This is a genomic window from Polynucleobacter sp. UB-Siik-W21, assembly GCF_018687415.1.
In the GTDB taxonomy this organism is placed as follows: Bacteria; Pseudomonadota; Gammaproteobacteria; order Burkholderiales; family Burkholderiaceae; genus Polynucleobacter.
This window is the reverse complement of record NZ_CP061289.1, coordinates 1,976,855-1,997,925: the sequence shown is the minus strand read 5'-3', so window position 1 is coordinate 1,997,925 and position 21,071 is coordinate 1,976,855. Positions and strand designations below refer to the sequence as shown.

At 44.9% G+C, this 21,071-nt stretch carries 24 protein-coding genes; 14 read left to right on the top strand and 10 right to left on the bottom strand.

Annotated features, from left to right (window positions below):
* Nucleotides 1-9 precede the first annotated feature (9 nt).
* The gene (locus C2756_RS10370; protein WP_215319219.1) at nt 10-1,107 is read left to right on the top strand and encodes an MBL fold metallo-hydrolase; all 1,098 of its coding nucleotides are present in this window, start codon (nt 10-12) and stop codon (nt 1,105-1,107) included.
* Here the strand turns inward: C2756_RS10370 and C2756_RS10365 are convergent.
* Complete coding sequence (locus C2756_RS10365) at nt 1,007-1,468, bottom strand: PhaM family polyhydroxyalkanoate granule multifunctional regulatory protein (protein ID WP_215319216.1); 462 nt, start codon at nt 1,466-1,468, stop codon at nt 1,007-1,009. The genes C2756_RS10370 and C2756_RS10365 overlap by 101 nt on opposite strands.
* Before the next feature lie 74 nt (nt 1,469-1,542).
* Here C2756_RS10365 and C2756_RS10360 point away from each other — a divergent pair, with 74 nt between their 5' ends.
* Complete coding sequence (locus C2756_RS10360) at nt 1,543-2,607, top strand: homocysteine S-methyltransferase family protein (RefSeq protein WP_215319214.1); 1,065 nt, start codon at nt 1,543-1,545, stop codon at nt 2,605-2,607.
* A gap of 5 nt (nt 2,608-2,612) precedes the next feature.
* Nucleotides 2,613-5,354 (top strand): methionine synthase, encoded by a 2,742-nt coding sequence (metH, locus tag C2756_RS10355; RefSeq protein ID WP_215320969.1) that lies wholly within the window; start codon nt 2,613-2,615, stop codon nt 5,352-5,354.
* Here the strand turns inward: metH and C2756_RS10350 are convergent.
* Nucleotides 5,351-5,668 (bottom strand): DUF1840 domain-containing protein, encoded by a 318-nt coding sequence (locus tag C2756_RS10350; protein WP_215319212.1) that lies wholly within the window; start codon nt 5,666-5,668, stop codon nt 5,351-5,353. The genes metH and C2756_RS10350 overlap by 4 nt on opposite strands.
* Before the next feature lie 68 nt (nt 5,669-5,736).
* Between C2756_RS10350 and argS the strand changes: the two genes are divergently transcribed.
* The 3 genes from argS to C2756_RS10335 are packed head-to-tail and all read left to right on the top strand — an operon-like array spanning nt 5,737 to nt 8,739.
* On the top strand, nt 5,737-7,431 hold the full coding sequence (gene argS / locus C2756_RS10345; RefSeq protein WP_251372178.1) for an arginine--tRNA ligase: 1,695 nt from the start codon (nt 5,737-5,739) through the stop codon (nt 7,429-7,431).
* A gap of 35 nt (nt 7,432-7,466) precedes the next feature.
* Complete coding sequence (locus C2756_RS10340; RefSeq protein WP_215319207.1) at nt 7,467-8,084, top strand: SPOR domain-containing protein; 618 nt, start codon at nt 7,467-7,469, stop codon at nt 8,082-8,084.
* 10 nt (nt 8,085-8,094) lie between these two features.
* Nucleotides 8,095-8,739, top strand: coding sequence for a thiol:disulfide interchange protein DsbA/DsbL (locus C2756_RS10335; protein WP_215320966.1), 645 nt, complete (start codon nt 8,095-8,097; stop codon nt 8,737-8,739).
* Nucleotides 8,740-8,775: 36 nt separating this feature from the next.
* Here C2756_RS10335 and C2756_RS10330 read toward each other — a convergent pair whose 3' ends face one another.
* Genes C2756_RS10330 through C2756_RS10310 form a run of 5 tightly spaced genes read right to left on the bottom strand, consistent with a single transcriptional unit; the run spans nt 8,776 to nt 13,593 of the window.
* A complete protein-coding gene (locus C2756_RS10330; RefSeq protein ID WP_215319204.1) occupies nt 8,776-9,552 on the bottom strand; it encodes an SDR family oxidoreductase in 777 nt (258 codons plus the stop codon).
* Nucleotides 9,549-10,844, bottom strand: a complete 1,296-nt coding sequence (locus C2756_RS10325) for a cyclopropane-fatty-acyl-phospholipid synthase family protein (RefSeq protein ID WP_215319201.1) — start codon at nt 10,842-10,844, stop codon at nt 9,549-9,551. Before C2756_RS10325 ends, C2756_RS10330 begins: the two co-directional genes overlap by 4 nt.
* Nucleotides 10,841-11,626 (bottom strand): DUF1365 domain-containing protein, encoded by a 786-nt coding sequence (locus C2756_RS10320; protein ID WP_215319199.1) that lies wholly within the window; start codon nt 11,624-11,626, stop codon nt 10,841-10,843. Before C2756_RS10320 ends, C2756_RS10325 begins: the two co-directional genes overlap by 4 nt.
* Nucleotides 11,627-13,015, bottom strand: coding sequence for an NAD(P)/FAD-dependent oxidoreductase (locus C2756_RS10315; RefSeq protein WP_215319197.1), 1,389 nt, complete (start codon nt 13,013-13,015; stop codon nt 11,627-11,629).
* Nucleotides 13,012-13,593: a glutathione peroxidase gene (locus tag C2756_RS10310; protein WP_215319194.1), complete on the bottom strand. Its 582-nt coding sequence runs from the start codon at nt 13,591-13,593 to the stop codon at nt 13,012-13,014. The genes C2756_RS10315 and C2756_RS10310 overlap by 4 nt, the downstream gene beginning before the upstream one ends.
* A 93-nt stretch (nt 13,594-13,686) precedes the next feature.
* On the opposite strand from C2756_RS10310, the gene rfaE2 reads away from it, so the two are divergent.
* A complete protein-coding gene (gene rfaE2, locus C2756_RS10305) occupies nt 13,687-14,175 on the top strand; it encodes a D-glycero-beta-D-manno-heptose 1-phosphate adenylyltransferase (protein WP_215319192.1) in 489 nt (162 codons plus the stop codon).
* Here the strand turns inward: rfaE2 and C2756_RS10300 are convergent.
* Both C2756_RS10300 and C2756_RS10295 read right to left on the bottom strand, forming a co-directional pair.
* A complete protein-coding gene (locus C2756_RS10300; RefSeq protein WP_215319189.1) occupies nt 14,172-14,984 on the bottom strand; it encodes a type III pantothenate kinase in 813 nt (270 codons plus the stop codon). The genes rfaE2 and C2756_RS10300 overlap by 4 nt on opposite strands.
* A complete protein-coding gene (locus C2756_RS10295; protein ID WP_215319186.1) occupies nt 14,981-15,775 on the bottom strand; it encodes a biotin--[acetyl-CoA-carboxylase] ligase in 795 nt (264 codons plus the stop codon). The genes C2756_RS10300 and C2756_RS10295 overlap by 4 nt, the downstream gene beginning before the upstream one ends.
* 37 nt (nt 15,776-15,812) lie before the next feature.
* Here C2756_RS10295 and C2756_RS10290 point away from each other — a divergent pair, with 37 nt between their 5' ends.
* The 7 genes from C2756_RS10290 to C2756_RS10260 are packed head-to-tail and all read left to right on the top strand — an operon-like array spanning nt 15,813 to nt 20,534.
* The gene (locus C2756_RS10290) at nt 15,813-16,907 is read left to right on the top strand and encodes a VanZ family protein (protein ID WP_215319184.1); all 1,095 of its coding nucleotides are present in this window, start codon (nt 15,813-15,815) and stop codon (nt 16,905-16,907) included.
* A gap of 16 nt (nt 16,908-16,923) precedes the next feature.
* Nucleotides 16,924-17,232 carry a ferredoxin gene (locus C2756_RS10285; protein ID WP_215319181.1) on the top strand — a complete coding sequence of 103 codons (309 nt, stop codon included), beginning with the start codon at nt 16,924-16,926 and terminating at the stop codon, nt 17,230-17,232.
* 48 nt (nt 17,233-17,280) lie between these two features.
* Complete coding sequence (locus C2756_RS10280; protein ID WP_215319179.1) at nt 17,281-17,997, top strand: alpha/beta hydrolase; 717 nt, start codon at nt 17,281-17,283, stop codon at nt 17,995-17,997.
* Nucleotides 17,998-18,029: 32 nt separating this feature from the next.
* The gene (locus C2756_RS10275) at nt 18,030-18,296 is read left to right on the top strand and encodes a YbeD family protein (RefSeq protein WP_215319177.1); all 267 of its coding nucleotides are present in this window, start codon (nt 18,030-18,032) and stop codon (nt 18,294-18,296) included.
* Between the two features lie 9 nt (nt 18,297-18,305).
* Entirely contained in the window at nt 18,306-18,950 is a 645-nt protein-coding gene (lipB, locus tag C2756_RS10270) for a lipoyl(octanoyl) transferase LipB (protein WP_215319175.1), read from the top strand.
* Nucleotides 18,947-19,957 carry a lipoyl synthase gene (gene lipA / locus C2756_RS10265; RefSeq protein WP_215319173.1) on the top strand — a complete coding sequence of 337 codons (1,011 nt, stop codon included), beginning with the start codon at nt 18,947-18,949 and terminating at the stop codon, nt 19,955-19,957. Before lipB ends, lipA begins: the two co-directional genes overlap by 4 nt.
* Nucleotides 19,950-20,534 carry a hypothetical protein gene (locus C2756_RS10260; protein WP_215319171.1) on the top strand — a complete coding sequence of 195 codons (585 nt, stop codon included), beginning with the start codon at nt 19,950-19,952 and terminating at the stop codon, nt 20,532-20,534. The genes lipA and C2756_RS10260 overlap by 8 nt, the downstream gene beginning before the upstream one ends.
* A 27-nt stretch (nt 20,535-20,561) precedes the next feature.
* Here the strand turns inward: C2756_RS10260 and C2756_RS10255 are convergent, their stop codons facing one another.
* Nucleotides 20,562-20,816, bottom strand: a complete 255-nt coding sequence (locus tag C2756_RS10255) for an accessory factor UbiK family protein (protein WP_215319168.1) — start codon at nt 20,814-20,816, stop codon at nt 20,562-20,564.
* Nucleotides 20,817-21,071: the final 255 nt, after the last annotated feature.

Below are 21,071 nucleotides of genomic sequence, written 5' to 3'. Positions count from 1 at the left end.
AATAAATTCATGAGCACTCAAAAACAAACTGCTGCAGAAAGCGCACTCCATTATCCCTTAGGTGATCGGCTTCCACAGACAGGGGAGTCTATTGAGGTAGCGCCTGGAGTGCGCTGGCTTAGAATGCGCCTGCCATTCGCATTGGACCATATCAATCTGTGGTTATTACGAGATGAAATTGATGGCATTGCCGGTTGGACCATCATAGATTGTGGCATTGCAAATGATGAAACTAAAGCCTCGTGGGAACAGATTTTTGCAAGTCAATTAGAAGGTCTGCCGGTGCTAAGGGTCCTCGTGACTCACATGCATCCCGACCATGTTGGCTTGTCACAATGGCTGTGCGAAAAGTGGAAGGTGCCTCTATGGATTTCCATGACGGACTATTTAACGGCGCAGTGGTTAAGTTGCAAAGAAGGTGGCGCTGCTATTGGTGCACGCGCTGGTGGGGGCGGCTCAGCAGATCATTTTCAGAGGCATGGTTTAACTGCTCTAGAAGATCTAGAAAAAATTCGGGCGCGCTCAAATTACTATAGCAATATGGTTCCTGGCGTGCCTCGTCAATATCGTCGCATCCTTGATGGCGAATTGATTTTGATCGGTAGTCATTCTTGGCAGGTCATCATGGGTTACGGGCACGCACCGGAGCACGCATCGCTTTTTTGTAAAGAACTTGGCTTATTAATTTCTGGCGACATGTTGTTACCTCGCATCTCTACTAATATCAGTGTTTATGATGCTGACCCGGATGCTGATCCACTGGGGCTTTACTTGCAATCCCTAAAAAAATATTTGCCCTTGCCTGATGAAACTTTGGTACTTCCTTCGCATGGCAAACCGTTTACTGGCATGAAGCCTCGGATTGCACAACTCAATGCTCATCATGATGAGCGTTTAGCAGAAGCGCTTGGTGCCTGTCAAAAACCAGCAACTGCTCGTGAGATAGTGCCAGTTTTATTTAAGCGTGAATTAGATATTCATCAACTCACATTTGCAATGGGCGAGGCTATTGCGCATCTGAATTACCTACTTCGTCGAGGAAAGTTGGATCGCCAGCTTTGCGAGGACGGCGTGTTGAGGTTTTCCGCGGTTTCGCTTTCGGTTTAGCACTGGTTTTTTTAGTCTCAGGCTCTTCACGAGGCGTCGTGGCTGCAGCCCCGGCTGCTGATACGGCATCCCCAAAAGACTTCAAGGCCATCATCGTGGCGTGTTGTACCTCGAGACCTTGAATGGTTGACTTCAGAATATTCAAGTTAAGGTTGAGCCAATTCTCGACGCTTTTCAGGTCTTTAATGCGCTTCTCGAGCTCATCAATATCCATGCCTGGAAAAGCGGATCCAATCCCCCCGGCAGCCTTTGAGGCATCAGTAGTAAAGGGAAATTGCCCAGCTTGACCTGCTGCACCTTGGCCCCACATGGTTTTAAACATTTCTAGGCTTTGATTAAATTCTGGAATGGTTCCAAACATAGAGGCTCCGGGATAAATAAAAAGTGGCTTTTCCAATAGAATAAGGGATTCTAGAGATTAATCCCGGTTAAGCAATGCAATTTAATGGTTTGTCCCAGCCTTATACCCGTGGTCAGGCACTTCCTGATCTGCTGAAGCAGCGCATCCTGATATTGGATGGTGCAATGGGAACCATGATTCAGCAGTACAAGCTTAGTGAAGCCGATTACCGTGGGTTGCCTACTAATACCCGTTTTGCGGATCATCCAGGCGATATTAAGGGTAACAATGAACTCTTAGTACTGACTCAGCCACAAATTATTAGCAAGATCCATGAGCAATATTTGGATGCCGGTGCAGATATTATTGAAACGAACACATTTGGTGCAACTTCAGTAGCGCAAGAAGATTACAAAATGGCAGGTTTGGCACGGGAGATGAATGAAGTCTCTGCAAGGCTTGCGCGCGCTGCTTGTGAAAAATACAGTACACCTGAAAAGCCACGTTTTGCCGCAGGAGCAATTGGACCTACTCCAAAGACAGCCAGCATCTCTCCAGATGTGAATGACCCAGGCGCACGTAATGTGACCTTTGATGCTTTATGTGCCTCCTACCGTGAACAGATCGAAGGTCTATTTGCAGGCGGGGTCGATTTATTCTTAGTTGAAACTATATTCGATACTCTGAATGCAAAAGCGGCCCTGTTTGCGCTGGATGAATTTTTTGAAGAGACGGGTGAGCGCTTGCCAGTGATGATTTCTGGAACGGTCACTGATGCCTCTGGTCGCATTCTCTCTGGTCAAACAGTTGAAGCGTTCTGGAATAGTTTGCGCCACATCAAGCCACTAACATTTGGATTGAACTGCGCTCTCGGTGCTGCATTAATGCGCCCTTATATCGCAGAGCTTTCACGTATCTGCGACACAGCAGTGTCATGCTACCCCAATGCAGGTCTGCCAAATCCAATGAGCGACACGGGCTTTGATGAGACGCCTGATATCACATCAGGTCTAGTGGATGGTTTTGCAAAAGATGGCTTAGTGAATTTGGTCGGTGGTTGCTGTGGTACTACACCCGATCACATTCGGGCAATTGCTAATGTCGTTGCGAAGCGTAAACCGCGCGCGTTCTATCGTGAAAATGCAGAGGAATCAGCATGAGTAAGATGGATAAAAAAACAATACCAGCGATGAAACTTTCTGGCCTTGAGCCCTTCAATGTAACTTCTGCTGTCGGTTTCGTGAATATTGGTGAGCGTACTAACGTAACTGGATCTAAAGCATTTTCTCGGATGATTTTGAATAATCAATTTGATGAGGCGCTAGTAGTGGCTCGCCAGCAAGTTGAAAGCGGTGCTCAAGTCATTGATATCAATATGGATGAGGCCATGTTGGATTCAGAAGCGGCGATGACGCGCTTCTTAAATCTGATTGCCTCCGAGCCTGACATTGCTCGCGTGCCCATCATGATCGATTCTTCTAAGTGGAGTGTGATTGAAGCAGGGCTGAAATGTATTCAAGGGAAACCGATTGTGAATTCGATTTCCTTAAAAGAAGGCGAAGAATCTTTTCGTAAACAAGCTCGCTTGATCCGTCGCTATGGTGCTGCTTCGGTAGTGATGGCGTTTGATGAAGTCGGTCAAGCCGATACCTTTAAGCGCAAGACTGAGATTTGTCAGCGTTGCTACAGCATCTTAGTCAATGAAATTGGCTTTCCAGCCGAAGATATTATTTTTGATCCTAATATCTTTGCGATTGCCACGGGCATTGAAGAGCACGATAACTATGCAGTCGATTTTATTAACGCTACTCGCTGGATTAAAGAAAATCTGCCGGGCGCCAAGGTCAGTGGCGGCGTTTCGAATGTGAGCTTCTCTTTCCGCGGCAATGATCGCGTACGCGAGGCTATTCATACAGTATTTCTGTATCACGCTATCCAAGCAGGCATGGATATGGGCATCGTCAATGCTGGTCAATTAGGTGTCTATGCAGATTTAGATCCTGAGTTGCGTGAGCGCGTTGAAGATGTCGTGCTTAACCGCTTTAAAGATAAAGATGGCCAAACGCCAACTGAGAGATTGCTGGCTATTGCTGATCAATTCAAAGGCGATGGTACTAAGCAGATTGAGAACTTGGTCTGGCGCGATAACCTAGTGCGCGATCGTTTAACGCATGCTTTGGTTCATGGCATCACCACATTTATCGAAGAAGATACCGAAGAGCTGCGTGCCGAAATTATGGGCGCTGGCGGTAGGCCAATTGAGGTTATTGAAGGCCCTCTGATGGATGGTATGAACGTAGTTGGTGATTTATTCGGCGCCGGCAAAATGTTCTTGCCCCAGGTCGTAAAGAGCGCACGTGTGATGAAACAAGCGGTTGCCATTCTGATTCCTTACATTGAAGAAGAAAAGCGTCAGAACATTGCTGCTGGTGGCGAAGCGAAAGCTAAGGGCAAGATCGTGATGGCTACTGTTAAAGGCGATGTGCATGATATTGGTAAAAATATTGTGACAGTAGTTCTGCAATGTAATAACTTTGAAGTGGCTAATATGGGCGTGATGGTGCCCTGTGCAGAAATTCTAAAGCGTGCCAAGGAAGAAAATGCTGACATTGTTGGCTTATCAGGACTAATTACGCCATCACTTGAAGAGATGACTTATGTTGCGCAAGAGATGCAGCGCGATGATTATTTCCGTGAGCGTCAAATTCCTTTAATGATTGGTGGCGCTACTACTTCTCGTGTTCATACTGCCGTGAAGATTGCTCCGCATTATGATGGCCCGGTGGTTTATGTGCCAGACGCCTCGCGTTCGGTATCGGTTGCCTCAAGCTTGCTCTCTGATGAAAGTGCCAAAAAGTTTATTCAAGACTTGCGCGATGATTATGTCCGTATTCGTGAGCAACATGCCAACAAGAAGGCTGCCCCAACCATTTCCTTAGAAGCTGCTCGTAAAAATCGCGAGATGATTGATTGGTCTAGCTACGTTCCAGAAAAGCCAAAGTTTATTGGACGCCGCGTTTTTAAAAACTTTGCACTGAGTGATATTGCTAAATACATCGATTGGACACCATTCTTTCAAACTTGGGATTTAGCAGGAAAATTTCCGGCTATTTTGGATGATGAGGTAGTTGGAGTAGAGGCACGCAAAGTGTATGCCGATGCTCAGGCTATGTTGGATAAGTTGGTAAAGGGTCAATGGCTTCAAGCTGATGCTGTGGTCGCTTTTTACCCGGCCAATACAGTGGGTGATGATATTGTTTTATATAGCGATGAGGCTCGCCAACATCCATTATTTGTTTGGCACAATTTGCGCCAACAGTCTGAACGCCCAGTGGTCGATGGTGCGCGCAGACCTAATCGTTGTCTAGCGGATTACGTAGCGCCAAAAGATTCTGGTGTGGCTGACTATCTTGGCTGCTTCGCAGTGACTACTGGCCATGGTGTTGAAAAGAAAGTTGCTGAGTTTCAGGTAAAGCATGATGACTACAGTGCCATTATGTTGAAGGCTCTAGCAGATCGTTTGGCTGAAGCGTTTGCAGAACTAATGCACCATCGCGTGCGAACTGATTTGTGGGGCTATGCAACAGATGAGCTTTTAACCAACGATCAGATGATCAATGAAGAGTATCGTGGTATTCGTCCCGCGCCTGGTTATCCTGCTTGCCCAGCTCATGAAGTGAAGCAGGACTTGCTTAGAGTGATTGGCTCTGAAGATATTGGCATGACTCTGACTGAGTCAATGGCGATGAATCCAGCTTCTAGCGTGAGCGGTTTTTATATGGCTCATCCAGATGCGCAATACTTTAATGTTGGAAAAATGAGTAGCGATCAAGTGGAGGATCTTGCTCAGCGTCGAGGGCAGTCTGTCGAGGATGTCCGCCGTCAATTAGCTAGCTTGATAGATTAAACACCCCACATCACAGGCTCATTTTTGGCTTTAGCCTGTTTCATGAGTTCTAAAAAAGGATAAGCCCTTTGGCCAAGTCGGTCGGCTAACTTTGGCTTTTCAGTTTTTTCATTAGCCGGATTATTTGCCTTAGAGCGTTCTTCAAGGTCTTGAAGAATGGCTGTTTCCAAGGCCGTAATGAGAGTCGGGAGCTGTTCTTTAGTGAGGATCCCTCTGGGTTCCAGTGGCCGACCCAAAATATCAAAAATTCGCTGAGTCAGATCCGCCAGCATGATGACGTCCGGACCCGCTTTGGAGCGAAATTGATAGATCATTTTGATAGCTTACCACCTGATAAACTCACTTATCTATGTTGCTGACTAATAAAAATCGTTTAATTGAAATGCTAGGCGCAGCCCTTCAGGGTTTGGCTCAAGAGCGCGGACTAGGTGAGACACCAGCGCCCCGCTTAGAGCGTCCCAAGGCTGTTGATCATGGCGATGTTGCCTGTAATATTGCTCTCCAACTTTCAAAAGCTTGGAAGCTCAACCCAAGAGATCTGGCCCAAGCTTTGGTAGAGCGTTTACAAAAGCAGCCTGACTTTAAGCAATTAATCGCATCTTGTGAAATCGCTGGTCCTGGCTTTATTAATTTCAGACTAAGCAATGCAGCCAAAACGGCAGTAGTTGGAGAGATTCTTTCGGGTGGTTATTATTTTGGTGAGATTGCTAAAGAAGGCGAGCCCATTGCTAGCGCCATGATTGAATTCGTTTCAGCCAATCCCACTGGCCCATTGCATGTTGGTCATGGCAGGCAGGCGGCGCTTGGTGATGCGTTAGCAAATCTATTAGCTACCCAGGGAATTAAGGTGCATCGTGAGTTTTATTACAACGATGCGGGCGTTCAGATAGCCAACCTTGCTTTATCTGTTCAGGCGCGTCTGAATGGTTTGAAACCTGGTGATACTAATTGGCCTGAGCAAGCTTATAACGGTGAATATATTGCAGAGATTGCAACAGCATTTAAGGCATCTCCCGAATATCGCGATGATCTAGAAGCTATTCGTCAATTTGCTGTTGCGTATTTGCGCAATGAACAAGATATTGATTTGAAAATATTTGGTGTGAAGTTTGATTGCTATTACCTAGAATCTTCTTTATATACAGATGGTAGCGTTGGTAAGATTGTTCAGGATTTACAGAGTATTGGTAAGACCTATGAATCCGAGGGCGCACTTTGGCTCAGAACAACTGATGATGGCGATGACAAAGATCGTGTGATGCGTAAGTCCGATGGCAGCTTTACTTACTTTGTTCCTGATGTTGCATACCACGCCAGTAAATGGAACCGTGGCTTTACAAAAGTGATCAACGTGCAAGGTAGCGATCACCACGGCACGATTGCACGTGTCCGTTCAGGCTTGCAGGGTGTGGCTCAGAAGCGTGGTTGGGAAATCCCGAAGACATATCCAGACTATGTATTGCATAAGATGGTTACCGTGATGCGCAATGGCGAAGAGGTCAAAATTTCTAAGCGGGCTGGTTCATACGTGACAGTGCGCGATTTAGTTGAGTGGTCTGGTGGTGTTACCCCAGAAATGACACTAGAGGAAAGAGAGTTAGCGCTACAGCGCGGACGTGATGCGGTACGCTTTTTCCTCATCTCTCGCAAAGCAGATACAGAATTTGTATTTGATATTGATTTAGCGCTTCAACAAAACGATGAGAACCCTGTCTTCTATGTGCAATATGCCCATGCGCGGATTAGTTCGATCCTGCAGCAATGGGGCGGCAGCACGTCAGATCTAGCGGGTGCAGACTTATCTTTATTACAAAGTAAAGCTTCAGATCATTTGCTAAGACGTTTGGCTGAGTATCCTGAGGTATTAACGGATGCAGCAGCTGAATTAGCCCCGCATTCGCTTGCTTTCTATTTACGTGATTTGGCTGGAGATTTCCATACTTTCTACAATGCCGATCGTGTATTGGTAGATGATGAAAGCCTGAAATTAGCCCGACTTGCTCTTTTATCAGCCACCCGCCAAGTTCTACAGAATGGTTTAAAGCTTCTAGGGGTATCTGCACCAGCAAAGATGTAGTAGCAAAGAATAGCGTGAATAGGTAAGATAAGGAAATGATGAAAAAACCGAATCAGCAGGATGGCTTCATGAAGCACGAAAGAGAATCTATTCCTGTTAATAATGCTCAATATGGCGGCACTATTCTGGGCTTTGTTTTGGGTTTAGGCGCTGGTCTTGGGATTGCATTTTTTATTGCTTTCTACCTTTCTAAAAATACGCCTCAAGAAAGACCTGGCGTACGCGCGCCAAATTTACCAATGTTGATTAAGCCTGCCGCTCAAGCTGATGGAGAGGCTGCTGCCCCCGCAGAGCAATTAGATTTGAATAAGCCACTACAAGGTAAAAGTCCCGCACCGGCTACCACTGACCCAATTGGCGATTTGGTAGGCGGCAAGAAGTCAGCGGAAGCTGCTGCTCAAGCAGCCGCAAAAGGCGATGCCATTTATTTCTTGCAGGTTGGTGCTTTTACAAAACGTGCAGATGCAGATGCGCAAAAAGCAAGCCTAGCTATTCAGGGTATCCAAACACAATTGAGTGAAGTAACTGCTGATGGAAATACTCTATGGCGTGTTCGCTCAGGGCCTTACAACAGTCCTGAAGAAAGTAATCCAGCGCGTGACAAGTTAAATACCTTGGGCATCAAACCCACTCTTATCAAAGCTGGCAAGTAAAGTAAACATGATGATCGCATTTAGTAAAAGAGTATTTTTTGTATTCTCCTTTATTTTTTTGAGTGGTCTTGCCATTGCGCAGGGACAAAAAATTGAAGAGGGATTTGAATATCGCGTTTTGCCTGTGCCTCAGCCAGTGGAAACCAAAGGCAAAGTTGAGGTTATTGAATTCTTTTGGTATGGCTGTCCCCATTGCTATGACTTTGAGCCTGAGCTTAGTGCTTGGGTGAAGCGTCAACCAAAGGATGTGGTTTTCCGTAGAGTGCCAGTAGCGTTCCGCGATGATTTCTTACCACATAGCCAACTTTTCTACGCGCTTGAAGCGATGGGTAAAGGCAATGCCTTGAATGAAAAGGTGATGTATGCGATGCATAAGGAAAATAAACGCTTACTGACCGAGCCTGAAATTACAGATTGGGTTGCCTCACAAGGCGTTGATAGCAATACTTTTTTAGCCACCTATCGCTCCTTTGCTGTTGTGTCTAAGGCAAGAGCTGCCAAGCAATTGGCGGAGGCATATCGTATTGACGGTGTTCCTACGATTGTGATGCAGGGCAGGTATGTTACTTCACCATCTATCGCTGGGACTAAAGCTAAAGCAATTGCTGTGATGGATTATCTCGAAGAGAAAATTCGGAAAGATAAGTACAAGTAGTAATTCTCAAGTATTACAAGTACTCCTTCTTCTCGCTTAGATTTTGACGAAGCGCCGCACAATCCAGAAATAGAGTGGATAAGGCAGAATTCTTAAGAACTTTAAAAATCCTGAGAATCTCTTGGGGAAGTGAATATCAAATTCCCCTCTTTGGATGCCGCTTAAAATTTCTTTGGCAGCTTCTTCAGCCGTAATCAAGGCAGGCATTTCAAAATCATTTTGAGCAGTAGCCTCGGTTGCAACAAAACCCGGGGAGATCATATGAACACTGATACCTTGCGGTAGTAAATCGTAGTACAGAGTTTCACAGAAATTGATGATGCCGGCTTTACTAGGACCATAAGCTAATGCTTTAGGTAGGCCGCTATATCCTGCAACGCTACCAACAATGGCAATATGTCCGGAATGCGCCTTGAGCATTTCAGGTAGGACTAGTGCAACTGCCCTCATGGGTCCAAGGAGATTGGCCTCAATCGTTTGCTCTGCAATATTGATCTCAAAATCGTCTGCCCGCAAAGGCACATAGATGCCTGAGACAAATAGTAATAAATCTAATCCACCCCAAGTCTTAAGGAGAGCCTGATAGCCTTGAGTGAGTTGATCACGATTGGTGACATCTAATGGAATGACTAAGGTTTGAGCAAGCTTTGCATGCTCTGCGATTGCATTTAAACGTTCTACTCTTCTGCTCGATAACGCAACTTTAGCGCCTTGATTGATGAAGGCTTTAGCGCATGCTTCGCCAATTCCGCTAGAGGCGCCAATGACCCAGATGCGCTTTCCTGCAAAATTTGCTATACCTGTTTGTTTCATGCTGTCAGCGCATCCGGAGATGCTGGGGCTTGCTGATGGCTTAAAGTGAACTGCACAACATCAATATTGCGCTCTGAAAATCCTGCGGCACAATACATCAAATAGAAATTCCAAAGTCTGATGAATGCCTCATCAAAGCCTAGTTCGCAAACTTCTTGGAGTTTTTGGTTAAAACTGTCGCGCCAGAGGCAGAGTGTTTTGGCATAGTCAGATCCAAATGCAAATTCCGCCTCAATTTGAAGACCAGCCTTTTCTGCGCTTGCTTTAAAGCTAGAGCGAGAAGGTAGCATTCCACCTGGAAAGACATATTGCTGAATAAAGTCAGTGTTATGGCGATAGCGTTCAAATAATTCTTCAGCAATCACAATCGTTTGAATGCAGGCTTTACCGCTAGCCTTGAGGCATTTAGCAATCATCTGAAAGTATTCTGGCCAATGTTTTTCTCCAACAGCTTCAAACATTTCAACGGAAGCAATCCCATTGAATTTTTCTTGGCAGTCACGATAGTCTTGCAACCGAACTTCAAACGATTGGGCCTTACTTGCTTTTGCCTCTATCTTTGCCAAACGATTTTCAGCAAAGGCTTTTTGTTCAGTCGAAAGTGTCAGGCCAGTAATGGAGCGCTCACTTAATAATGCCTCCTCCATAATGCCACCCCAGCCACAGCCAATCTCTAATATATGATCTCCTGGTCTAGTCTTGAGTGATTCCAGAATCCGCCTGATCTTAGCGCGCTGCGCTTCAGCCAGTGTTTGCCTGTCGCTTTCTGAGAACCAGGCACTGGAGTAACTCATCGTTGGGTCTAACCACAGGCTATAAAAAGCATTCCCTAGATCGTAGTGCGCATGAATATTCTTGCGGCTACCAGCTTTGCTGTTATCACGAAGCCAGTGCTTAAAACGGTAGAGGATCGATCCAAGCCAGCTACCGTAAATTGCTTTTTCAAGAATGGTGCGATTACGAATAGCCAATTCCAAAATCGCTTGGAGATTAGAGGTGTTCCACTCGCCGCGGATATAGCTCTCTGCAAAGCCGATATCGCCATGTGACATCACTTGTTTGAAAACAGACCAATCATGAATTTGAATGTCAGCATTCAATGAATCTGTATGCTTACCAAATTCTCGTATTTCACCATCTGGCAAAGTCATTTTGAGATAGCCACTGCTGAGTCTGGACAAACTGGTCAGAAGTGCTTTGCTACTCAGATCTTTACTAGATGAGTTAATCGCGCGGTTTTGTGGACGCGAAAAATTAAGTCGTGATAGTAAGTTTTGTCCGGGGCGATTCATCTACTGACTTCAAATTCTGGTGGTTTAGGTTTTGAATGAAAGGGTACACCTTTAATCCATAATTTTAATGCTTGCCAGTGAATGCGGAAAATGACTCCCAAGCTCATTAATGGGTAGCGTAAGAGCGCTAAATAAAGCGTGGATTTGCTAAGCAGGCGGCCTTTTCCGCTAATGCTGGTATTGATGAGGGGCAGGCCATCTTCGTGAAGTTCAATACGGGCAACAGAGTGTTGCTTGGAATTGCTATCTTGAGCAAACAAGAACCGGAACCGATATTCACCACGGACTGCACAAAAAGGTGACACATGAAATACTTTTTTACTGGTGAGGGTCTCGCCCGATAGAAGCGGCTCTCCAGAATCTTTGTGTAATAAATAACAGTGACGCTCGCCAAAGGTATTATTTACTTCAGCCAATACTGCGTAAACTTTTCCATCTGCCTCGGAGCAGATCCAAAAGCTGACAGGGTTAAAAACATAACCCAATACTCTAGGAAAAGTTTGTAACCAAATTTCCCCATCCTTATTCAGTAGATTGTTTTCTTGCAGAATATTTTCAATCCAGGCTAGACTGTCCTTGCCTCCAAGCCCATGGTCTTTATCGAAGAATGAACATAAACCTAGTTTGTTGTCGCCTAGACCACCATTGCTCAGAAGCTGAGGATTTTGTCTGCGAGCCCGCATTGGGATAGACACGGTAAATACACCATATCCAAAAGCATTCTTTGCCGGTCGAAGACGGCTATGTTTTACATCTCCAAAGTTAATCTTTGCTTGATTCATTTAGCGTGCATCTTGTTTTGGGATGACATTGAGAGCCGGGCGGATGCTTTCAATTAAAGCTTCTGCGACTAGTTCGCCAGAGCGCAGACCATCTTCATGGAAGCCAAAGCCAGTCCATGCCCCGCAATACCAAATAGATGAGTTACCTTGAATGAGTGGCAACTCTTTCTGTGCTTGAATAGCGCCCATGTCAAATATTGGATGTGAGTAATGAATTTCTTGATGTACCAGTTTTGGATCTGGCTCTGAGGAGGGGTTAAGACTCACAATAATTTGGGTATTGTTGAGTTTTGCAGGTAAAGGCTGTAAGCGATTAATGAGGTAATTGACGCTAACGTGCTGTTTCGAGCTTGGTGCTGCACCAGACTTTGCTGTGTAGTTCCATGCAGCCCAGCAACGCTTTGCTTCCGGCAAGAAATTGGTATCCGTGTGTAAAATCGCACGATTTTTTTGATAGGGAATGGCGGCTAAGATATTTCTGGCTTGTTGCTCAATCCCATGCACAAGCTCTAAGGCTTGATCGCTATGACAGGCCATCACTACTTCGTCAAACCAGGCTGAGCCTGCTGAACTAATCACTTCAACTTGGGCGCTTTCATCTTGGCTTGTGTTGACGCGCAATACAGAATCACGCTTAATCGCGACCTGATTTTTTTCTAAGGCACTGACTAAGCGCTTTACGTATTCTCGGGATCCGCCTTGAATGGTGAGCCATTGCGGCCGATTTTGAATTTGCAGTAAACCGTGATTGTGACAAAAACGGATCATCGTTTGGATTGGAAATTCCAGCATTTGCTCCACAGAGCAAGACCAGATTGCACCAATCATAGGCAGGAAATAATTCTCTCTAAAGCTTTGACTAAAGCGATTTCGGTTTAGGAAATTAGCAATCGTTTCATCTGGCTGAGTATGATGATGACCCGCAGAAATCTGTTCATGAGCAAGCCGAGTTGCCATGCGATTAAAACGCAGAATGTCATAAGCCATGCGCCAAAATGACAGAGATAGTAAGTTAGAGCGTTGTCCGAAAAATGAATTGATGTCATTGCCAGCCCACTCAATCTTTGGATGCGCAGGATTTTTTTCAGAAACATCAATCGATACTGAAAAAGACATTTCAGAAGGAGCAACTGGAGCCTTGATTTCCTCGAACAGTCTAACTAGTCTGGGGTAGGTCTTGCGGTTAAATACTAGAAAGCCAGTGTCAACACCGTGCGTAATTTTTTCGCCAGCGATATTGCAAGTAAAGTCAACGGTATTGCTGTGACCACCAATATGATCCCCGCCTTCGTATATTGTCAGTTCAATATCTGGGTTCTGTCTTAATGCATATGCACACCCAAGTCCGGAGATTCCAGCGCCAACAATCGCAATTCTTTTTTTGCTCACTGAACTTTTTCCTCTAGGAGTTTTTCTATTTGATTGGTGATGCTGCTACTAGTGGGCTTGGTCATGCTTCCAAAAGAATCAATCACATTGCCATTACGGTCTATTAAATATTTATAGAAATTCCATTTTGGCGTTGTGCCTGTTTTGGCAATTAACATTTTGAAGAGGGGGTTCGGGTTGCTTCCAGAAACATTACTCTTGGCAAACATCGGGAACTTCACATCGTAAGTATTTTTACAAAAGTCAGCAATTTCTTTGTTACTGCCTGGTTCTTGTTGGCCAAAGTCATTCGATGGAAAGCCCAGCACAACAAAACCCCGATCCTTATATTTGGCGTAAATTTTTTCGAGACCCTCATACTGACTCGTGAATCCACAAAAACTCGCTGTATTGACCGCCAGGATGACCTTGCCTTGGTATTGGCAAAGACTTTGCGGTGCTTCGTCTTGGAGGCGTAGGAAAGTATGCGAAAGCAGGGGGCTGCAATTAGGGGCGGCATTTGCAATCTCTATTCCAGAAATGGAGAAAAAGAGTACGAAAAGCCAACCAGCCACTTTATTGAGTCTCTTGCGGTTCATATTGTCACTTTATTTTTCTGCTTTTGAGTGCCCAAGTTTAAGACATTCTGGGTAATATCGCAGCTTAGTTTGTAATGCCATTAATATTGCGTTATGAGCTCTTTGCCCCCACCTTCATTTGAGTCTAAAGTTTGCCCAGCCGAGCAACTTGAGGCACGAATTGCTAAATTGCCCAGACCCCTAGTATTTACCAACGGTGTATTTGATATCTTGCATCGTGGCCATGCGAGTTACCTTTCTCAAGCCCGCTCTCTAGGGGCAAGTCTTGTGGTTGGCGTGAATTCAGATGCTTCGGTAAAAATGTTGGGTAAAGGTGACGATAGACCTATTAATTCTGAATCTGATCGGCAAGCTTTATTAGCCGCTCTTGAAAGTGTTGATATGGCTGTGCTGTTTACCGAGCAAACCCCAGTAAATCTAATTGAGAAAATTCGTCCTGATATTTATGTCAAGGGAGGCGATTATGAGATTGATACTTTGGCTGAAACTCAGCTTGTCAAAACGTGGGGTGGTAAAGCCATTGCCATTCCATTTTTGTATGAGCGCTCTACAACCAGTTTGCTGGGCAAAATTCGCTCTTAATGATTTTGTAAAAGCCAACTCCAAATACCTCGCAGTACTAGCCCCTCACTGGTTTCTATATTTAATGTATTCAGTTTGCTAAATTGCTTTATTTCAGTTGCTAATATTTTTGCGTTACCACCATCAAGCCAAATTTTTTCAACGGGTTGATTCATTTGTTTTGCAAGCTCGATCGCACACTGGATGGCACCAATTTGCGCGGCATTACATCCGCTAATAATGGCCTCATTCGTGGATAAACCAAAACCATGTTGAGACTCTACTGGAGTTGCTAGTGGTAGTTGTGCCGTATTTCCTTCTAAACTCTTGCGCATGAGTTCAAGGCCCGGCAGAATCCAGCCGCCATAATGCACGCCGTTAGAGCCAAGTAAATCAATGGTTGTGGCAGTGCCTGCATTGATGATTAAGGCATTTGTTTTTGATAGTGTACGCGCCGCGATGACGGCGGCCCAGCGGTCAGCCCCTAGTTTGCTGGGGTCTTGATATAGGGTGCGAATGCCATCAACAGCACTATCACCCATGAGTTGCTTCCATTCAACATCTTGCCACTGTGGAAAGAGTGACTTGAGGTGCTCGATAGCCTCTTGCCCTGCGACGCAACTAAATGCAATGGTACTAGGTTTGGGTAAAGTTTTAGAAATGTAATCAGCTAACTCCGCTCTATGCTCTGCGGATTGCAGTGACTTACTGCTAATAGCTCCAGAGTAGGCCCACAATTTTTTCTGTTGATCAGAAGGATGTTGAGCAGACTCAACTGCCGCCCACTTTAAGCGCGTGTTGCCGATATCAAACAATAAATACAGGCTCATGATTGAACTCTCAGTGATACGTCACCAGCATAAATGGCAATCGTTTTATCTTCCTGCTTAAGCAAAAGGGCGCCATTCATATCAACCCCTTTTGCAATACCGTAACTAGGATCTTTACTGGCGCCTGAAATAGAGACTTTCTGATCTGTAAAAGCATCCCAGTGAAGCCATTCTTGTTGATAGGCAGTAAAACCTAGTTGATCAAACTTTTTGAAATGCTCCTCGAATGACTCTAATATTGTTAGCCAAAGATATTCAACAACAGGGAGTTTGCTTCCCTGTGGGAGTAACTCTTCTAAGGAGCTGACTTTTATCCCGTTTTGAAGATCTTTTTCGATCGCATTAGCATTGCATAAATTAATGCCAACACCGACGATCATCCAGCTTGGATCCCCAACTTGGGCTTGTCCACCTTCAACTAGAATTCCAGCTAGCTTTGCGCCGTTTAGCAATAAATCGTTAGGCCATTTGAGGCGCAATCCTGCTTGGTGAAGATCGAATGGATCAAGTTGATATGCGCGAGCAATGCCTTTAATGACGGCAATACCAACTAATAGACTAAGACCGGTTAGTTCTGTAGGGCTGCGATGAAAGGGGAAGGCCATTGAGAAGCAAAGGGAGTCCTCTGGGTTAGAGAGCCACGCGCGTCCCGCCCTTCCTTTGCCAGCAGTCTGTATGTGGGCAATACGAGCTACAGGGTCTATCAGCGCGCCAGCACGCCAGCGCTCCAAGAGATCATCATTTGTTGATCTAGTCTCGATAACACGTTCAAGGATGCAATTAGCAGTCATTTCGCCATTGTAGAAAGGTCTGACCTAGAATTGTGGAATGGATGTAAATGATCAGCGCCCCCGCAAACTAATATGGCCTCTACAAGCGATGCCGCTGGCTCGCGCAATGAGTCTTGCTTATGCATTACTGATTCTCTATGTCAGCCTAAATCCATTTGATTTTGACTTTCAGAATGGGATTGCTACATGGGCTTGGCTAGATGCCCCTTTGCCGCGCTTCATTACGCTTTTTGATGTTTCAGTGAACATCTTGGCCTATATTCCTTTTGGATTTTTACTAGTCTTTTCGGCATATCCTCGCTGGCGAAATTTTGTTGCTTTAGGAATGGCTATTAGCTTAAGTGCTCTGTTGGCCCTGAGTGTTGAAACCCTCCAATCTTGGGTTCCAACGCGTATTCCAAGCTTGATGGATTGGTGGGCCAATGTATTTGGAGGTTTATTAGGCGGTTTATTGGCTATTCCTCTGGGGCCCGAGTGGCTATCTGGAACTGCCATCCGGCGCAGGTTTGGTCAATGGTTCGGTGTGAATTGGGCGATATGTGCTCTTTTTCTGCTATTTCCATGGTCGCAGATTTATCCCCAAAGCTCATGGCTTGGCGTAGGACTTTGGGGACATGTCATTTTTGGCCCTGTTGATTGGGGTACGACAGTCATTAATCAAGTCATTCAAGAAACCCTCATTACTGGTTTTTGTTGGTTTGGCGTTGCGCTTTTGCTTTCTTCGGGGATGCGCCTCAAGGCACCACAATGGCATATCCTTAACGGCTTATTGGGTCTTACGGTGTTGCTAAAGATTCTGTTTACAGCGCTTCAGTTTGGTTGGGAGTTCAGCTTCATTTGGCTGACAGCAGGCGCCTTTTGGGGAATGTTATTGGCAACAGTTGCACTACGATGGGCTTTGCGTTTGAAGTTAATAACAAAGCAATTGTTAGCAATATTTTGTTTGATAGGTATTACAGTCGCCATTAATGTAATGCCTGATAATCCCTATTTCATTCTGACTCTCAGGCATTGGAACCAGGGACGACTATTGCACTTTAATGAGTTAATGCAATGGGTTTCAGTGATATGGTTACCACTGGCCTCTGTTTGGATGATTCGCAACATAGCAGACCTGAAATCAAAGTATTGATGAATATAATTTTCTGATGAGCTTTTCACACCACCTATTTTTTTGTTTGAATCAACGCAGCAATGGGGAAGATTGTTGCGATCGGCATAATGCCTTTGCGCTATTTGAATACGCCAAGAACCGGGTCAAAGAGCTGGGGTTAGCCGGGCCCGGAAAGATCCGCGTGAATAAAGCAGGATGCTTGGATCGTTGTGCTGATGGACCAGTGATGGTCGTCTATCCAGAGGGTGTTTGGTATACCTTGGTGGATAAAGAAGATATAGAAGAAATTATCCAATCCCATTTAATCAATGGTCTTCCAGTAGAGCGATTACAACTTGCGTAGCCCTTCTGAGTAATTTGTAGTTTTTAGTTATTGTTGAAAGTTTTCTTCATGAATAGCCGTACAAAAGTAATTCATATAGATGGCATTGTGGGCGCGATAGAAATGTCCATCGATCTTCCTGATGAATTAAAAAATGATCCATCATTTGCTGTGCGTGGACTCGCCTTAGTTGCGCATCCACATCCTCTGTTGGGCGGCACCATGGACAATAAAGTTGCGCAAACAATGGCCCGTGCATTTAATCAATTGGGATATGTCAGTGTGCGTCCAAACTTTCGGGGTGTTGGGGGTACTGCAGGTGTTCACGATCATGGTGTAGGAGAACTAGAAGATTTACTGCATGTCACTGAGTGGATGCAAACCCCATCTAGTTGGTCTCAATTTGAAGCGACAGCACATCAGCCTTGGGTCAATGCAGCCAATACTTTGCCGCTGGTGGTTTCAGGGTTCTCGTTCGGCAGTTTTGTGGGTAGTCATTTGGTGCAAAGGCTTGCTGAGCTTGGGCGTCCTGCCGAGCGTTTAGTAATGGTGGGAAGTGCTGCTGGTAAGTGGACATTGGCTCCGGTGCCCGCTGATACCATTCTGATTCATGGTGAGCTGGACGAAACTATTCTCTTGAAAAATGTCTTTGATTGGGCGCTTCCGCAAGAGTTAACAGTACAAGTGGTGCCTGGCGCAGACCATTTCTTTCATCGTAGACTGCATTGCATTCGCAACATCATTACAAGCGCCTGGCTAGGTATGCCAGACCATCGCAAGAGTTGATTGGAACAATAGGAAATTGAGTTAATAAAATTATGGCCGTAGAAAAATCACTCATTGAATATCCCTCTCTTTTTCCAATTAAGGTGATGGGAAAAAATATTCCTGAGTATCTACCCGCAATCATTCATATTGCTAAACAGTTTGATCCAACATTGGATGAGAGCAAGGTAGAGCAGAGACCATCGAAGGACGGAAATTACCTTGGCATTACTCTGCCGATTACCGCAACCAGTCGTGAGCAACTTGACGAGCTTTATCGAACGCTTTCAACTCATCCATTGGTGAGTATTGTTCTCTAACAAGCGCTTATGACGGCTTTAGTAAAACATCTTGGTTTGGCTGATTACGCTGCAATATATGAGGCAATGCGTACTTTCACAAAGGATCGCGATTCAAATACTCCAGATGAGATTTGGATCTTGGAGCATCCGCCAGTATTTACTTTAGGTTTGGCTGGCGATGCTGGTAACTTGCACTCCCCAAGCAATCAAATCCCGCTGGTGCAAGTAGATCGTGGCGGGGAGATTACTTACCATGGGCCTGGTCAGATCGTTGTGTACTTATTGCTCGACCTGAAGCGTCTTGGAATATTTGTAAAAGAGTTGGTCTCGCGTATTGAGCAGTCCTTGATTGATACCTTGGGAGATTTTGGAATACAGGCTGAAAGAAAACTAGGCGCACCAGGGATCTATATTTCTCAGCAGACTGGAGTTTCGCCAGAATGGTTTGGGGCAAAAGTGGCGGCCCTTGGACTCAAGGTCTCGAAAAGCTGCTCCTATCATGGCTTAGCACTGAATGTGGCAACTGATTTAGAGGCTTTTGGGCGCATCCACCCCTGCGGTTATGAGGGCTTAAGGACAGTAGACATGCAAACCCTTGGGATCAAGGACAATATGGATTCAATTCGCCAAAAGCTTTTAAGCCATTTGCAAAAGCAACTAATGCCATCATGACTGTTAACAAGACCGATACAAAGCAATCTATTGAAGGGCGCCAAGACCTTCAGTATGACGCTACTCGTAAGCAAAAATCGAGTGATAAGACTGCGCGCATTCCAATCAAGATTGTGCCTCTTCAGGAAGTTCTCAAAAAGCCAGATTGGATTCGGGTAAAGGCTGCATCAGGCAACTCACGTTTTGCGGAGATAAAAAAGATTCTGCGTCAAAACGAATTAGTAACCGTTTGTGAAGAAGCCAGCTGCCCCAATATTGGCGAATGCTTTGGTAAGGGTACGGCGACATTCATGATCATGGGCGATAAGTGCACGCGACGTTGCCCGTTTTGTGATGTAGGTCACGGCAGACCAGATCCGCTAGATCAGAAAGAGCCAGCTAACTTGGCTCGCACAATTGCAGCCCTGAAATTAAATTATGTTGTGATTACTAGCGTTGATCGCGATGACCTACGTGATGGCGGAGCAATGCATTATGTTGATTGCATTTCACAATCGCGTGGCCTCTCTCCAGATACGCGTATTGAAGTGTTGGTGCCCGATTTCCGTGGTCGCCTAGATAAAGCGCTCGATATTTTTGCAGAGCATGCACCCAATGGTTTGCCTGATGTCATGAACCACAACCTGGAAACGGTTCCCCGTTTATACAAACAAGCGCGACCAGGGGCCGACTATTTACATTCACTGAAGTTATTAAAAGACTTTAAAAAACGCTTTCCTAAGATCCCAACAAAGAGTGGATTGATGGTTGGGTTGGGAGAGACTGACGAAGAGATTTTAGAAGTGATGCAGGATATGCGTGAGCACAATATTGATATGCTCACTATCGGCCAATATCTTGCGCCTTCGGGTCATCATCTACCTGTTCAACGTTATGTTCACCCTGATGTATTCAAGATGTTTGAAGAGAGGGCTTATGTAATGGGCTTCTCGCATGCAGCTGTTGGTGCAATGGTGCGCTCTAGTTATCATGCAGATCAACAGGCGCATGGAGCGGGCGTTGTTTAAAAGTGTTTTAAGAGCTTATGTAGTTTTAGCAGCATGTATTTTTTTAGCAGCCTGCAGTCCTAAGCTTAATTGGCGCACAGTCCAATCCCCTGAGCAGCGATATATAGCTCTCTTTCCGGGTAAGCCAGACAAGCTTGAGCGACTTATCCCCTATCAGGATCAAGAATTCAAACAAACGCTTGAGGCAGTGAAAATCGATGATGATATTTATTCCATCAGTTCGCTTCAGGTACCATCCAATCAATCAGATTTAGTTCAGAAAATCATTGATCAATTACATAGTAATTTATTGGATCGAGCAAAGGCATCGGGCGGTACCGTTTTGACAGAAGATGTTTTCTATCAAACAGGTAGTCGTCAGCAATTGCCTATTAAAGACTATTTCATTGCGTTTAGTTCAAACGACAAAGTTCAACAAGCCATGAGGGTGCGTTGGATAGTGCGTTCAGTTGAGGGTAGTGGAGTTAGGATATATCAAGTATCTGTATTGCATGCAAATGCAGATAGCAGCGATGCAAAAGTAGCTTTATCTAAAGAAGAGTACGCAAACTTTTTTAATGAGTTCCACCCAGAGTGAAACTGTAGAACGAAAAATTTAAGTGGATTAATTTTTTTCTAGTGCGGCAACTTTTGCTTCAAGCGCTTCTAGTTTTTCCCTGGTCTTTGCAAGTACTTTGCTTTGTAACTCGAATTCTTCACGAGTCACGAGATCCATTTTCTGAAAACCTTGATTCATCATTGCACGCACATTCTTTTCAATTTCTTGTGCTGGTGAATTACGAATGGCATCACCCACTTTGTTTTGCATATCGTTAGCAATGCGTTGGATTTGCTCGAGGATTTCACCGGGTTTTTGCATGATGGGTTTTTCAGTTGGGTTAAGAGTTGCATAAAACACACACATTCTTATTTTATGTTGGATGGCTAAAAATAGGCGAAAAGGCTTAAAACAGCCCAAAAAGGTCAAAATTCACATATATGGGGCAAGATTAAGCACCAAAAAAGTGCAGGTGCCTTATTAGGGGGATTTATGACAAATCCATGAATACCCAAACCATCAATATCGCTTCATGCATTAAGCATTCAACCCTTTTTTTACAACCAGTAAGGAGCA

Coding starts and splice junctions, on each gene's coding strand:
- C2756_RS10370 (WP_215319219.1), top strand. CDS start 10: ATGAGCACTCAAAAACAAACTGCTGCAGAAAGCGCACTCCATTATCCC.
- C2756_RS10365 (WP_215319216.1), bottom strand. CDS start 1,468: ATGTTTGGAACCATTCCAGAATTTAATCAAAGCCTAGAAATGTTTAAA.
- C2756_RS10360 (WP_215319214.1), top strand. CDS start 1,543: ATGCAATTTAATGGTTTGTCCCAGCCTTATACCCGTGGTCAGGCACTT.
- metH (WP_215320969.1), top strand. CDS start 2,613: ATGGATAAAAAAACAATACCAGCGATGAAACTTTCTGGCCTTGAGCCC.
- C2756_RS10350 (WP_215319212.1), bottom strand. CDS start 5,668: ATGATCTATCAATTTCGCTCCAAAGCGGGTCCGGACGTCATCATGCTG.
- argS (WP_251372178.1), top strand. CDS start 5,737: ATGCTAGGCGCAGCCCTTCAGGGTTTGGCTCAAGAGCGCGGACTAGGT.
- C2756_RS10340 (WP_215319207.1), top strand. CDS start 7,467: ATGATGAAAAAACCGAATCAGCAGGATGGCTTCATGAAGCACGAAAGA.
- C2756_RS10335 (WP_215320966.1), top strand. CDS start 8,095: ATGATCGCATTTAGTAAAAGAGTATTTTTTGTATTCTCCTTTATTTTT.
- C2756_RS10330 (WP_215319204.1), bottom strand. CDS start 9,552: ATGAAACAAACAGGTATAGCAAATTTTGCAGGAAAGCGCATCTGGGTC.
- C2756_RS10325 (WP_215319201.1), bottom strand. CDS start 10,844: ATGAATCGCCCCGGACAAAACTTACTATCACGACTTAATTTTTCGCGT.
- C2756_RS10320 (WP_215319199.1), bottom strand. CDS start 11,626: ATGAATCAAGCAAAGATTAACTTTGGAGATGTAAAACATAGCCGTCTT.
- C2756_RS10310 (WP_215319194.1), bottom strand. CDS start 13,593: ATGAACCGCAAGAGACTCAATAAAGTGGCTGGTTGGCTTTTCGTACTC.
- rfaE2 (WP_215319192.1), top strand. CDS start 13,687: ATGAGCTCTTTGCCCCCACCTTCATTTGAGTCTAAAGTTTGCCCAGCC.
- C2756_RS10300 (WP_215319189.1), bottom strand. CDS start 14,984: ATGAGCCTGTATTTATTGTTTGATATCGGCAACACGCGCTTAAAGTGG.
- C2756_RS10295 (WP_215319186.1), bottom strand. CDS start 15,775: ATGACTGCTAATTGCATCCTTGAACGTGTTATCGAGACTAGATCAACA.
- C2756_RS10290 (WP_215319184.1), top strand. CDS start 15,813: ATGGATGTAAATGATCAGCGCCCCCGCAAACTAATATGGCCTCTACAA.
- C2756_RS10285 (WP_215319181.1), top strand. CDS start 16,924: ATGAGCTTTTCACACCACCTATTTTTTTGTTTGAATCAACGCAGCAAT.
- C2756_RS10280 (WP_215319179.1), top strand. CDS start 17,281: ATGAATAGCCGTACAAAAGTAATTCATATAGATGGCATTGTGGGCGCG.
- C2756_RS10275 (WP_215319177.1), top strand. CDS start 18,030: ATGGCCGTAGAAAAATCACTCATTGAATATCCCTCTCTTTTTCCAATT.
- lipB (WP_215319175.1), top strand. CDS start 18,306: ATGACGGCTTTAGTAAAACATCTTGGTTTGGCTGATTACGCTGCAATA.
- lipA (WP_215319173.1), top strand. CDS start 18,947: ATGACTGTTAACAAGACCGATACAAAGCAATCTATTGAAGGGCGCCAA.
- C2756_RS10255 (WP_215319168.1), bottom strand. CDS start 20,816: ATGCAAAAACCCGGTGAAATCCTCGAGCAAATCCAACGCATTGCTAAC.